This is a genomic window from Xanthobacter sp. ZOL 2024 (genome assembly GCF_052932325.1).
The window spans coordinates 2,455,150-2,466,709 of the sequence record NZ_CM128808.1; the positions used below are offsets into that span (position 1 = coordinate 2,455,150).

At 67.5% G+C, this 11,560-nt stretch carries 20 protein-coding genes; 4 read left to right on the forward strand and 16 right to left on the reverse strand.

The annotated features are described in order from the left end of the window. Positions 1 to 229 precede the first annotated feature (229 nt). The 11 genes from ACU4E7_RS11270 to ACU4E7_RS11320 form a co-directional block, all read right to left on the reverse strand. Positions 230 to 991 (reverse strand): lytic transglycosylase domain-containing protein, encoded by a 762-nt coding sequence (locus ACU4E7_RS11270; protein WP_447018895.1) that lies wholly within the window; start codon positions 989 to 991, stop codon positions 230 to 232. 3 nt (positions 992 to 994) lie between these two features. Beyond that, the gene (locus tag ACU4E7_RS11275) at positions 995 to 1,330 is read right to left on the reverse strand and encodes a DUF736 domain-containing protein (protein WP_394020801.1); all 336 of its coding nucleotides are present in this window, start codon (positions 1,328 to 1,330) and stop codon (positions 995 to 997) included. Between the two features lie 45 nt (positions 1,331 to 1,375). Next, positions 1,376 to 1,921, reverse strand: coding sequence for a S26 family signal peptidase (locus tag ACU4E7_RS11280; RefSeq protein ID WP_447018896.1), 546 nt, complete (start codon positions 1,919 to 1,921; stop codon positions 1,376 to 1,378). Next, positions 1,918 to 2,436: a DUF2840 domain-containing protein gene (locus ACU4E7_RS11285; RefSeq protein ID WP_447018897.1), complete on the reverse strand. Its 519-nt coding sequence runs from the start codon at positions 2,434 to 2,436 to the stop codon at positions 1,918 to 1,920. The genes ACU4E7_RS11280 and ACU4E7_RS11285 overlap by 4 nt, the downstream gene beginning before the upstream one ends. Further along, a complete protein-coding gene (locus tag ACU4E7_RS11290) occupies positions 2,433 to 2,678 on the reverse strand; it encodes a ribbon-helix-helix protein (protein WP_447018898.1) in 246 nt (81 codons plus the stop codon). Before ACU4E7_RS11290 ends, ACU4E7_RS11285 begins: the two co-directional genes overlap by 4 nt. After that, positions 2,675 to 3,328 carry a ParA family partition ATPase gene (gene parA, locus ACU4E7_RS11295; RefSeq protein ID WP_447018899.1) on the reverse strand — a complete coding sequence of 218 codons (654 nt, stop codon included), beginning with the start codon at positions 3,326 to 3,328 and terminating at the stop codon, positions 2,675 to 2,677. The genes ACU4E7_RS11290 and parA overlap by 4 nt, the downstream gene beginning before the upstream one ends. Then, complete coding sequence (locus ACU4E7_RS11300) at positions 3,325 to 4,476, reverse strand: replication initiator protein A (RefSeq protein WP_447018900.1); 1,152 nt, start codon at positions 4,474 to 4,476, stop codon at positions 3,325 to 3,327. Before ACU4E7_RS11300 ends, parA begins: the two co-directional genes overlap by 4 nt. A gap of 14 nt (positions 4,477 to 4,490) precedes the next feature. Beyond that, positions 4,491 to 4,772 carry a helix-turn-helix transcriptional regulator gene (locus ACU4E7_RS11305; RefSeq protein ID WP_394072803.1) on the reverse strand — a complete coding sequence of 94 codons (282 nt, stop codon included), beginning with the start codon at positions 4,770 to 4,772 and terminating at the stop codon, positions 4,491 to 4,493. 140 nt (positions 4,773 to 4,912) lie between these two features. Continuing rightward, positions 4,913 to 5,521, reverse strand: coding sequence for a DUF2285 domain-containing protein (locus ACU4E7_RS11310; RefSeq protein ID WP_447018901.1), 609 nt, complete (start codon positions 5,519 to 5,521; stop codon positions 4,913 to 4,915). Then, the gene (locus ACU4E7_RS11315; RefSeq protein ID WP_447018902.1) at positions 5,472 to 5,687 is read right to left on the reverse strand and encodes a transcriptional regulator domain-containing protein; all 216 of its coding nucleotides are present in this window, start codon (positions 5,685 to 5,687) and stop codon (positions 5,472 to 5,474) included. The genes ACU4E7_RS11310 and ACU4E7_RS11315 overlap by 50 nt, the downstream gene beginning before the upstream one ends. A 106-nt stretch (positions 5,688 to 5,793) precedes the next feature. Next, positions 5,794 to 6,069, reverse strand: a complete 276-nt coding sequence (locus ACU4E7_RS11320; RefSeq protein ID WP_447018903.1) for a DNA -binding domain-containing protein — start codon at positions 6,067 to 6,069, stop codon at positions 5,794 to 5,796. A 288-nt stretch (positions 6,070 to 6,357) separates the two neighbouring features. Here ACU4E7_RS11320 and ACU4E7_RS11325 point away from each other — a divergent pair, with 288 nt between their 5' ends. From ACU4E7_RS11325 to ACU4E7_RS11335, 3 genes are all read left to right on the forward strand, one after another. Continuing rightward, positions 6,358 to 6,576, forward strand: coding sequence for a helix-turn-helix domain-containing protein (locus ACU4E7_RS11325; RefSeq protein WP_447018904.1), 219 nt, complete (start codon positions 6,358 to 6,360; stop codon positions 6,574 to 6,576). Between the two features lie 92 nt (positions 6,577 to 6,668). After that, positions 6,669 to 7,313: a DUF433 domain-containing protein gene (locus ACU4E7_RS11330; protein WP_447018905.1), complete on the forward strand. Its 645-nt coding sequence runs from the start codon at positions 6,669 to 6,671 to the stop codon at positions 7,311 to 7,313. Further along, a complete protein-coding gene (locus ACU4E7_RS11335) occupies positions 7,310 to 7,684 on the forward strand; it encodes a DUF5615 family PIN-like protein (protein ID WP_447018906.1) in 375 nt (124 codons plus the stop codon). The genes ACU4E7_RS11330 and ACU4E7_RS11335 overlap by 4 nt, the downstream gene beginning before the upstream one ends. A 35-nt stretch (positions 7,685 to 7,719) precedes the next feature. Here the strand turns inward: ACU4E7_RS11335 and ACU4E7_RS11340 are convergent, their stop codons facing one another. The 4 genes from ACU4E7_RS11340 to ACU4E7_RS11355 form a co-directional block, all read right to left on the reverse strand. After that, positions 7,720 to 7,878, reverse strand: a complete 159-nt coding sequence (locus ACU4E7_RS11340) for a hypothetical protein (RefSeq protein ID WP_447018907.1) — start codon at positions 7,876 to 7,878, stop codon at positions 7,720 to 7,722. Positions 7,879 to 8,237: 359 nt separating this feature from the next. Next, complete coding sequence (locus ACU4E7_RS11345) at positions 8,238 to 8,567, reverse strand: DUF736 domain-containing protein (protein ID WP_394113084.1); 330 nt, start codon at positions 8,565 to 8,567, stop codon at positions 8,238 to 8,240. Between the two features lie 611 nt (positions 8,568 to 9,178). Beyond that, complete coding sequence (locus tag ACU4E7_RS11350) at positions 9,179 to 9,619, reverse strand: hypothetical protein (RefSeq protein ID WP_447018908.1); 441 nt, start codon at positions 9,617 to 9,619, stop codon at positions 9,179 to 9,181. Positions 9,620 to 9,763: 144 nt separating this feature from the next. Next, the gene (locus tag ACU4E7_RS11355) at positions 9,764 to 9,937 is read right to left on the reverse strand and encodes a hypothetical protein (RefSeq protein ID WP_447018909.1); all 174 of its coding nucleotides are present in this window, start codon (positions 9,935 to 9,937) and stop codon (positions 9,764 to 9,766) included. Positions 9,938 to 10,250: 313 nt separating this feature from the next. Between ACU4E7_RS11355 and ACU4E7_RS11360 the strand changes: the two genes are divergently transcribed. Further along, the gene (locus ACU4E7_RS11360) at positions 10,251 to 10,460 is read left to right on the forward strand and encodes a hypothetical protein (protein ID WP_447018910.1); all 210 of its coding nucleotides are present in this window, start codon (positions 10,251 to 10,253) and stop codon (positions 10,458 to 10,460) included. A gap of 71 nt (positions 10,461 to 10,531) precedes the next feature. On the opposite strand, the gene ACU4E7_RS11365 is transcribed toward ACU4E7_RS11360, so the two are convergent. After that, entirely contained in the window at positions 10,532 to 11,494 is a 963-nt protein-coding gene (locus ACU4E7_RS11365) for an SLOG family protein (protein WP_447021622.1), read from the reverse strand. Between the last annotated feature and the right edge of the window lie 66 nt (positions 11,495 to 11,560).

Below are 11,560 nucleotides of genomic sequence, written 5' to 3' on the forward strand. Positions count from 1 at the left end.
TCTCGCCCTCCTAATCGGCCGTGTTTCCACTGCTCTTGCCATCCCGCCCTCCCTATCCAGGGGAGCGCGTGAGGCCGCGAGGGTACGAGCGCGACCATCGGGGCTCCCCTGCCGCCGTTCGGCGAGTCGGATTGCGCCGGGTCGCATCCGTGGTGCCTTCCTGCAGGAAGAACTTCTGTAGGAAGGAGCGTGCGGGGGCGACGGTTGGCAACGACATGAGCGTGCGCGATCACAGCCGTCCTCCCGCACTCGGAAGCGCAACAAAGAGACCCGTAGGCTGCGATGCGAGCCTGGGTGCCGCTACCGGTGCCCGAGCGTTCGGCGCGCTGCCGATTGGTCTGGTAGTCGCCGCCGCATCGGCCGAAAGAGCGTGCTCCAGTCGAGAGACGAACAGCGGTGCGCCACGCCAGGATTGCGGCTCGGCGTCAGGTGTGGCCGTCGGAGCCTGTAGCTCACGGCCGCCGAAGGCCGGCGCGAGCATGGCGACATAGGCGCGGGTCTCGGCCGGCAGCGGGCGACCGGCGAGATACGCTCCGTAGCGCGCCGACCCCGCATGGTAGGCGGCGAGCAGGCCCGGTGCGCCATAGCGGTCGTTGAGTTCGCGCAGATAGGCGGCGCCGGAGAGGATGTTGTCGCGCGGATCGAAGGGATCATCGCCGAGACGGTGGCGACGGCGCAGCTCCGCCCAGGTCTCGGGCATGATCTGCATCAGTCCCATCGCCCCCTTGGGAGATACGGCGGTCGCATCCACGGCGCTCTCGGCCCGCATGACGGCCCGGATCCAGGCCGCCGGAATGCCGAAGCGCTGCGAAGCCTCGGCAATGGGAGCGCCGAAGGGATCACTCGCTTCCGGCAGGGAGACGGGTACGTCCTGCGCACGCAAGCCGGCCGGCGCGATCATGATGGCCAGCAGGCCGGAAAGGAGAAGAAGGCTCAGGCGGCGGGCTGCGGAGGAAGGGCCAGCCCATGGGTATCGGCGAGGGACAACCATTGCTCAGTCCCGCTCGCCGCGCTTCGACGGGCGGCTCCAGTGCAGGCCCCATGTGCTTCGGTCGACGACGGACTGGAACAGGAAGGCACGAATAGGCTGGAGAAAGACCGGATCGTCGATCACCAGCGAGACGTAGTCGCCGGCCTTCTCGCCGATGCGCTTCCATCCCGCACCGATCTCCGGCCCGTCGTCGTCCAAGAGATGAATGCGGTAGTCCGGCGCATGCTCGGCGTCAGATTGCTCCGCCGGCACGAGGACGATCTCCGCGTCGATGGAGAGGGTGCGGATATGCCCGGCATAACCGTTGCGGGTGCGGCTGAACTGACCAATCAGGGACATGGGGTTGCTCCTTCGATGTGTGGGGAAAGGGTCGTGGAGGCGGCATCACCGCGTCGGCGCGCGCCAGACGAAATGGCCGTCGCCGTCTTCGTCGGTGTAGAGCGGCATGGCCTTGCCGATGACGGCGCTGGCCGGAAGCGGCCCGAAGTAGCGCCCGTCCAGGCTGTCGTCGGACTGCCAGTTCATAAGGAAGAGCTCCCCGTCGGCGACGACGTGGCAGCCGCTCCATGTGGGCAGGTCCCGGCCTTGGTGGTCGCGGTCCAGGGTCCGTCCCATGGCGATGCCGTCGACGGTGATCTCGCCACGCAGCCGGCAGACACGCTGTCCCGGCAGCGCGGCGACGCGCTTCATCAGCGGCACCCCCTCGGCCAGATAGCCACGCGCCGCCAGGAAACGTCCGAGCCAGTCGGGCGCGGCGACGGCGACGAGGTCGGTCACCTCCAGGTGCTCCGCGGGCCCGATGGTGTAGAGACCGATCGGCACGCTCGGTGAGGCGTTCCAGACCAGCTTCAGCGAGGTCGGGACGAATGCCGCGCCGGCGACGCCCATGGTCACGAAGTAGGTCGCCATCACGTAACCGAAGCGCGTCATGGCTGCGCCCTCCGGCGCAGCAGGAAGGCGCGGTGCTGCTCGATGGTGTAGGCGCGCGGCTCCTGGCCGGCAGTCAGGCGATTGTGGACGTGGCGCCAGTAGTCCGGCGAGACATCGGCCGGATCGATGCCGCGCGTCTCAATGGAGTCGATCGCCTGCAGGGCGCTCCAGACTTTGGGCCAGCCGCTGACGCGCAGCAGGATCTCCCCGCCCGGACGGACGAAGGACAGGGTCTGGAACGGCGTCCCTTCATCGACCGCGCGGACGATGTCGAGCCGCGAGAGGATGGTGCCGTAGTCGTTGGCGGCCCAGCGCACGAAGCAGAACACCGTGTTCGCGGGAAACCCGAGGACACGCCGGTGGCGGTTGATGATCTCTTCGCAGGTGCTGCGGCCGAAGCGGATCCAGGTCTCGATCCGCCTCTCGACCCAGGTCAGCTCGACGAAGGTGATCGCGGGGCGAGGGCCGTTCGGCCGCAGGTCTTCACGCCCGCGGGGCGTGGCGGAGCCGCTCATGGGGTGTCTCCTTCGGGAGCGGGCGGGAACTCGCGCGCGAGGAGGTCGCGCAGCATGTCGGCGACGGTGACGCCGCGCTGGAAGGCCGCGATCTTGATGCGGGCGCGCTGGTCGGGTGTGACGTCGATGGTGAGCCGCGCCGTGAAAGCGCCATCCGGCGCCTCGCGCCTAGGTCGCGCTTCGGGCGCCTTGATCCAGGTTTCGGCATCGCCTGGGCGTGCCGCGAAGCCGCGCCGGCTCATGCCGCGATCCTCCCGATGCGCAGGCGGTCGATCTCGTCGACGAGGGCAGAGATCTCGCGCGCGGCCGGGCTTGCCTCGTCGATCTCGAAGGCGAGCCGGCCGGTCTGCGCGGCGTCGGCGAAGACGACGCGCTGGCCGATGGTGGTGGTGAGCACCGGCGGATCGTGGTCGGCCAGCGTCTCGGCCGTCTCGCGGGCGATGACGGTGCGGGCGCCGCAGCGGTTCAGAAGGAACCGTGCGGCGAGTTGCGGCCGGTAGATGCGCGCTTCCCGCAGCAGCCCGAGCATCTCCGCCGAAGCCCAGCCGTCGAGCGGGGATGGCTGGACGGGGACTAGCACCAGGTCGGACGCCAGCAGCCCCGAGCGCATGAGGCTGGCGATGCGGGGCGGCCCGTCGATGATGACGCGCTCGACATCACGAGCGATCTCCGGCGCCTCGCGGTGCAGCGTGTCGCGTGCAAGCCCGACGACGCCGAACAGGCGCGGCAGCCCTTCACGGGCGCGCTGCTGCGACCAGTCGAGGGCCGAGCCTTGGGGATCGGCGTCGATCAGAGTGACGCGCTGGCCTTGGCGCGCCCAGGCCCCTGCAAGGTGCAAGGCGAGCGTCGTCTTGCCGACGCCGCCTTTTTGGTTGGCCAGCATGACGATCATTGCCGGCCTCCGGGCTTGGGTCCGGAGGGATGCTGAAGAGCGTCGCGAGCATCGACGAGCGTAAAGCCGTCTTTACGGAAAGACGTATCGGACCTATCCTTCAAGACAGGCGGTGGAGAGGTGTATTGGGGATGGTTATCCACATCGCGTGCGCGCGTCTTAAAGTTAGATTCTGTGTTAGATACTAAGTTAAGGGCGCGATTTCGTTTTTGACCTCTGCGGCTTAAGCCCTGTTTTGGTTCCTGATGGCACGTGGGGGCGGTTCCCGATGTCACGTGCCTCAAGGTTCCTGAAGGCACGAAGCTTTCCACAGCTTGTCCACAGGGTGCCGTCGGCTCGAACGCGAGCAGAGCGTGGCCGCCGGCATCCGCCTCGAGGAACAGCGTGTAGCCGGGGAGCGGCTGGCGGCGGATCGCGTCGCGCAGCTCGAACGCGAAGCGCTTGAAGGGTGAGAGGCTGCCCGACTTCTGGTGGAGGTGGCGGAAGTCGAAGCGCCATCCGGCGCGCTGCTTGCCGCCATGCCGGCGCACCACGCGGTAGAGCCAGCGGTCGAGGCCCCCGGTCAGGCTGAAATAGGCCTGGTCGATGGTCAGGATCAGGGCATCGTCCAGCACCGCGCGGTAGAACCAATCCGGCAGGATCAACTCGATGCCGAGCGGCTTGCCGGAGGTGTCGATGCGTTCCTTCCACTCGTTGATCCACGAGAACCGATGGCGGCGCCCTTCGGCCGGCTGGCGGATGGACGTGACCACCGTCGTGGACTGGAGGCGGTCGAGCGCCGCCTTGAGGCGCTGGTAGTCCCGCAAAGACACCCCGCGCCGGATGAAGGTGAGGATCTCGTAGGGCGTCGCCGCCATCAGGCGCGAGGTTTTCAGTCCCGCGTCGCGCGCCTCGACGATCTGGCTCGCAGCCCAAATCAGAATGTCGGCGTCCCAGATGGTCGCCATGCCATGGTCCGGCACGGCTTCCACCCGGATCCAGACATTGCCGGCGGAAAAGTCGATGGGCACCGTGCGGTGCGATTTGGACAGCGAGAAGAACGGGAAGCTCATGAGATCCTGCGCGTCGCGGGGCGCGAATGCGCCGGGACGCGCGTGGAACAGGTCGAGCTGCCCACGCTCCGGGGAAGGACGGTGGTGCGCCGGCATCTGGAAACCGCCGATCAGCGCGCGTAGCGGCCGGCATGCGCCGGCGGCGCGGGCTCATGACGCTTGGCGGGCAGCACAGTGCCTCGCGGATCGGAGGTGGAGGTGACGGCGCCGCGCTCGGCCCAGGCCCTGAGGTCGTCGACAGCATAGACGACACGGCCGCCAAGCTTGCGATAGGCGGGGCCGGTCCCGTAAGTGCGGTGCTTCTCCAGAGTGCGGGCGGAGAGGGAGAGGAATTCCGCGGCTTCCTTGGTGCGCAGGTAGCGCGGCGGCAGAACGGCGAGATCGGGTCGCATGGATCGGGCCTCCGTGAGGGTCGCTGAGGCCGCCGGGGAAAAGCGGCCGATGGCGGTCACGATGGCGAAGCGCGGCTGGCGAGATGCAGTGGGATTTTAGGGGAGCTAAGTTTCCACACCGCCGCGGGTGCCGAGCGGCGTTATGGTCGGCGCCTATGATGAAGCAGCTTGCGATAGCCGCCGGCGATCATGTCGCGGGCCCCGCGCAGCAGGTCCATGACGGCATGACGGGCCGAAGAGGCCTGCCATTCGTCACGGGAGAGCTGGCCGGTTTTGAAGATCACCGCGGCGATCTCCTGTTGTGTGGCGCCGTTGCGGCGTCCGTCGGCTGCCTGCAGCATGCGACGGGTCCGGGCCAGTTGCTGCTGCGTCAGGCGCGTATCGCGGGGCACCTCGCGACCGTGCAGCGAGGCGAGGAGCCGGGCGACCGCTTCGAGACGGTCGAAGCCGTCCGGCCCCAGCGGAACGATGGCCGCAAGCGGCCGGCCCGGCACTGCGTCGGATGGAAGGATGAGGTGGAGGCGCTGGCCGCCGGCCAGGTCGCGCAGATGGTGAAGCCCATCATCGGCGCGGACGAGATCCGAGCCGTTCAGCAGCGAGAGCACGTCGCTGGAGGAACGAAAGACCGGCAGCGCGAGGGCGAGGATAACGCTGCTGGTGTCTTCCTCGGGCAGCCAGAAGATGGTCGCGTCGGTTGCCCTATGCGCCGGATCGACCGGGAAATCGCAGTCCCCACTTTCGTGCCGCACCGTCCGCCAGCGCTGGTGCGGGATGTTCGACCAGGCTGAACGCGGCGTAGCTGCTTTGGTAATCCTCGTTGCGCCTCAGCCATTCCCATCCGATGTCGGGGGCTGTCAGCGTGTCGACGTAGTCATAGATCGACGATGATCGCCAGCGGGACGTGTCCAGGGACATTGCATTCTCCGACCGTCAGTCTGGGGCAGACTCAGCCGGCTACAATTTCGACGTGTGCAACGCAGCGGAAGCCCCAAATTCTGCAACAGCTGTTGCGCTCCGCGCATCACGACGGCGGGCCGCGATGGCCCTCGCGAACGAGCAGGCGATAGCCGTGGGTGGTCATCCAGCGGGCGCGGGCAAGATGGCTGTCATGGACCCGGCGTGCCCGTTCGGGCTCCCGGGCCGGATCGAGGCCGAACAGAACCGAAACCACCTCACGCCAATCGGCGCCGTCCGTCGCGGCATCCATGACGCGCAGATAGAGCTTCATGTGGGTGCGGTCGTAGTCCGTGAGCTTCGAACTCTCCGGTGGCTCGTCGAGGAAGGCTGCGTCGCTCATCCCTTTGGTCCCAAGGTTTTCTTGAGCTCCGGTGCAGGTTGGGACCCAACACCCACCGTCTCGACCTCGTCGTTGAGGAACCGGCGAATGCGGTGCCCCTGGCATGAAACCGCGGTTGTTCGTTTTGTCATGTAACCAGGGTCCCCATTCCCTGATTGATAGCGGGATACGCTCATCTTATTCCCGCTCGATCATCGCCTATGCACCATACGCTTATCCTCTTTGAATAGCGAGATTACATATTAAAGTTGATAAACCCAAAGTATGTAAATTGCCATCCGTCTGTGCATGGACATGCGCAAACTGGTTGGACGGAACTTCGCCCGCCTGCGTCGGGAGAAAGGCCTGACCCAGGAGGAAGTCGAAACGCGTTCCGGCTTCAGTCAGCAATATCTCAGCGGCCTCGAGCGTGGCAGGCGGAATCCGACTGTCATCACGCTCTACGAACTGGCTCAGGCTCTCGATGTCAGCCATGTCGAGCTGGTCAAGCCGGACGACGAGACCTGACAGGCAACTCCCGCCGGCGAGGGGGGATTGAGGCGGAGGTCTTTACCGTCTAGGCGCACCCACCTATATTCTTCTCTCTGAGGCGAATGATTATGGCCGAAGCTGCCCGCATCTACACACCGGCTGAAGCCGCAGCCGTCAGTGGCATCGCGGTGAAGGCGGTCCACAATGCCATCGACAAGAAGATCGTCGAGACGAAGCCCGATCCCCGGCCGCGCGGCACGGCTCGGCGCGCGCTGACCCGTGAGGGGCTGCTGCGCCTTACGCTCTGGCACGGCATCGGATCGGCCCTGAGCGCCGAGCGGCGCGAGAAGCTGTTCGAGGCGATTGCAGCAACGCCGAATGCCAGGACGGTGCGGGCCGATGATCTGTTGATCGTGGATGTGGCCACGGCGCGCAAGCAGCTCGACGCGCGCATCCGGGCCCTCGACGAAGCGGAGGCTGCGATTCATCGCGACAGGGGCACTCTCGGGGGCGAGCCGGTCTTCAGGGGAACCCGCATCCCGGCGCGCGCAATCGCGGCGATGGTGGCGCAGGGGGCGAGCACCGAGGAGATCCTCGAAGGCTATCCGGCGCTGACGCCGCGCATGCTGGACTTGGCGGCGATCTGGGCGACCGCGCATCCGGCCCGCGGGCGGCCGAAGACGCTTCATGAGCAGGGATTGTCGCCGAAGTCCACACGGCGCCTGGCGCTCAAGAGCGATCCGCAACCGCGCCGGCCGGGCGCGGCCGGATGAGGTTTCTGATCGACGAGTGTCTGCACACGTCTCTCGTCGGGGTAGCTCAGGCCCGCAGCCATCAGGCCGATCATGTGACCTGGCTCGGCCTCGGCGGCGAGACGGATTGGGACCTCATGCCCCGGATCGTCGCCGGCGACTTCACCTTCGTGACCAACAATGCCCGCGACTTCCGCAAGCTCTACGCCAAGGAGGAGATCCACGCCGGTCTCGTGATCATCGTGCCGCAGGTGACACCGGCGCGCCAGCGCGCGTTGTTCGACGCCCTGCTGGAGGCGATTTCGACCGAGGCGGCGTTGGTCAACGAGGTGATCGAGATCGTCGAGGACGTCGGCGAGGCCGTCCTGTTCAGATATTCGCTCCCCATTTGAACCGAAGGGCAAGCTGTGGAGATAGGAGGGAGGGGTCACCCTCCCTCCGCCTCGTCGCGGGGCTGCGCGACCGCCGCAAGCAGATCCTCGATGCGGCGAAGGGCGTCAGCGCGCTCCTTGCGGGTGAGGAAGCAGGCCGAGAGCTCGGCGCGCAACTCGGCGATTTCGACGTGGATGTGGGTGAAGTCGGTCATGGGAACCTCCGTTGTCTCGATGACGGAGGCGGGGGACCGGGTGCCGGAGGGCCGGGTCAGGGATCGCGCAGCGACCGGCAGCGCCGGCGGGTGGGGGAGCTGATTTTCCGGTTCGGCCGCAGGCCAGGGAGGAAAATCGGGGGACCGCCCGTCCTTGACGCGGCTCGACGGCCGGTAGGATGGGTGGGTTGAGAGACAAAAACGTCCTGGCACAACGGTCGTGCTGGGCTCCCGTTGCTGCGCCGGGGGTAAAGCGGCGCGGTGTTGGAGCGCACGAACGCCGTCTGGGGATGGCCACCGTTCGTCGCTGGCGAGGACGCCCCGCCCGGGATGACCGGATGGGGCGTTTCGGTTGGGCCTCAGTCTGCGCTGCGCCGGCCGTTGGGGCGGGACCAGATGAGGCTGAAGCTCTCGCCGTCCTCGTCCTCGAAGAGGTTGGCGTAGATGGGGGCGTTGAAGCTCGGGTCGTCGAGCTTGAGGCCCAGATAGTCCCGGCCCTCGTTGGAGCGCTTGCTCCAGGCAGCGCCGATCTCGACGCGGCCGACGAAGACCCGGTGGGAAGGGGCGTTCTCGCCGGTGGTCCGGACCTCGGGGAGGATGCGCACGCCCCGCGCCTGGACGCTGAGGGTGACGATCTCGCCGGTGAACTCGTTCGCAGCGGTCTTCTTGAAGGTGCCGATGGTCGCCATGTTCCGTCTCCTGATGTCTGTCCCGAGCCCGCACCATTGCGGCCTCGATGGGGATCGAGGGGCCGGAGGCGACCGGCGCCGCAACCCCGCAGGGGCCTGCTGCACAGGAGGAGCTTTCTTGCTGCGCGAGGAATGGGTGATCCGGGGCCCCGCGCGGCCTGCCGCGTGGGGTGGTCGCCCAGGGGAAGAAAGTTTCGACGACGCTGTTGTGGCATAGCCGGTCGAGGCGTAGCCGGCTTCGGCCATAGATCAACCCATCGAAGAGGCCGCTTCGGTGCGCTCGGACCGACAGGGATCAGACAGAAGGCATGGCGAGGCTCGTCCCACCGCCCCGGGACCGGCACGATGTGCGCCGGATCAGCCGCCCGCCCAGGCATTGGAATGACCTGCATCGTTCCCGATGCCCTGTCGGCCCACGGGCCCGTTCCCACAGCCTGGGCCTCGGACGATCGAGCTATAGACCGCCCCCGGAGCTTTGCCTCAATGGGCCGGCCTTGCGGTCGACCTCGCTCTCGGCCCGAGCCTCGCAGCTCCATCGCCGAGCGCCACCATGAGGAGGACGCATGAGCCTGAAGCCGGCCTGCGTCCGTCACCCCCGCCGGACATGAGAATCAGGCGCCGGCGGAGCCCCGTCCGGACCCTTCGGGCGGGAACAGCGTCGTCAGCCGAATGAACGCAACGATTCCGACCGCCAGCGCGCCGACGCCCGAGAAAATGAGCTGCCAGGTCTCCGACGGCATGGTGTGCTTCACGATGCCATGGGTGGCCGCATAGCCGGCAACGACCGCCGGGGCGACGAAGGCCAGCACCACGAGGAGCTTCAGCCACAGCGGCCGCGCGAAAAGGAGCAGGAGCTGGCCGATGGCGAAGGTCGCACCGGCGGCGAGAAGGCCGATGACGATGGCGCCGAGCCAACCGGTGCCGGTGCCGTAGACCCAGGTGCCGGCGGTGACACCCATGAAGAAGGGCAAGGCGAAGACGGCGAGCGTGAACAGCAGCCAGCACAGGACGCCGATGGCGGCGAGCGATCCGAGGATGGAGAGGAGGGTCATGGCGGTGGTCTCCGAGCAACGGTTTGCCGGTTGCGCCTTCCACCACCACCACGGCGCGATCGGGATCATAGCGTCAGACCGACGCGAGCGGGAGCGGAAATCCCTGCAGAGTTCCGCCCGCCGCCGCAACGCGGTCTTGCCTCCTCATGTCCGGAAGGGATCGAATTCATGGACCACGGCGCCGACATCGCCGTCATATTCGTCGGCCGGCATGACCCCGTAGGTGTCGGCATCGGCAAGAAAGACGACGACGCAGACCATGAGGGTGGTGGCGAGGTTCCAGCCACGGGCCTGCGCAAGAGAGAGGGCTTGAGACATGGATCCGGCTCCTGTGCTGCGGCGGGGGACATCCCCGCGCGACAGGCGCCCGATGGGTCCGGCCCGGGGCCGCAATCACCGCGCAGGTGGAGCCGGAGCGGCGGCACGCTTCGCGTAGCCGACCCCTCGTGGGTTGAGGGCGCCAGGCCCCCGACCGGATCGAGGATCAGCGCCCAGGACGCGGGATGTCTTTCGCCGACAGGAGCCGTGGCTCGGAGCCCCGGTCGGCCGCATCGTGCCGCGCGGTCGCCTCACCCACCCGCGGCTGATCCGCTAAGATGGGGTACGAAGGGGCATTGGGGGGTGCGAAGTCATGCCGGAGATCACGGGGCGCGACCTGCATCTGGTGAAGAAGGCGCTGGCCATCGCGGTGTTGGCGATCGAGCGGCAGCCCGGGCCGTTCCAGTCGGTCTCGGACCAGAACGACATGAAAGCGCTGCTCGATGCCCTGATCGAGAACGACGCGGAGCTGGCCCATTATGCCCGCGCGGCGCGGATCGCCGTGACGGGCGAGGCGGGCTGAAAGGCGGGTCTGCGGAAAGGCGCAGATACGCCAAGCTGGCCGAGCGACCTTTTGCGAATGGAAAGCGGCGCCTAGGCGCCGCCGAACCGCCAGACCGGGATGCCGAGCGTCTTCGCCTTGTCGGCGAGGTTCTGCTGGATGCCGGTGCCCGGGAACACCATGACGCCGATGGGCAGCACCGCGAGCATCTGGTCGTTGCGCTTGAAGGGGGCGGCGCGGCCGTGCCTCATCCAGTCGGGGGCAAAGCCGATCTGCGGTACCTTGCGGTGGTCGGCCCAGCGGGCGGCGATCTTCTCGGCGCCCTTCGGCGACTTGCCGTGCATCAGCACCATGTCGGGATGCTTGGTGTGGACCCTGTCGAGGGCATCCCAGATGAGGCGGTGGTCGTTGAAGTCGAGCCCGCCGGTGAAGGCGACCTTCGGCCCCGGCGGCAGGAGCACCTGTTGCTCGGCGCGCTTCTTGGCCATCAGGAAGTCGCGGCTGTCGATCATCGCAGCGGTCATGGCCTTGTGGTTGACCAGGGACCCGGTGCGCGCCCGCCAAGGCGTTCCGGTGTGCCGCTCATAGTGCTCGGCGGCTTCGTCGCGCATCAGCTCGAACGCATCTCTCCGCTCGATGAGCGTCTGCCCTTCAGCGGTGAGGCGCTCCAGCTCGACGGACCTGACCTCACTGCCGTCCTGCTCCTGCTGGGAGCGGCGCTGGGCCTGCTCGTTGTCGTCGAGTTCGCGTGCGATCCGGCCTATGGCGCGGTGGAAGAGGTTGACCTCAGACCACAACACCTCGTCGAGGTCCGGCTCGAGGCACGTGTCGGCGAGGGTGGCGATCAGGGCATCGAAGATATCGGTGACGGCGCCCGCGAGATGGGTGTCATCGGGCACGGGCCGAGGGTCGGGCTCGTCGGGGAGGGGCCGATAGCCATAAAGCTGAAGCTCGGTCAGGACATGATCGGTCGGGGAAGAAGCGTGGTGCGGCTCGTCGTCGTGCTCGCTCATGGGATGCTCCGTCGGCTGGACCGCGACCGTCGCGGCCTTCATGGCGGCGGAAGCCCACAGGCGGGACGGCTTGGCAGCCCTCGCGCTCGCGCGGGGGCCCTGATGGCC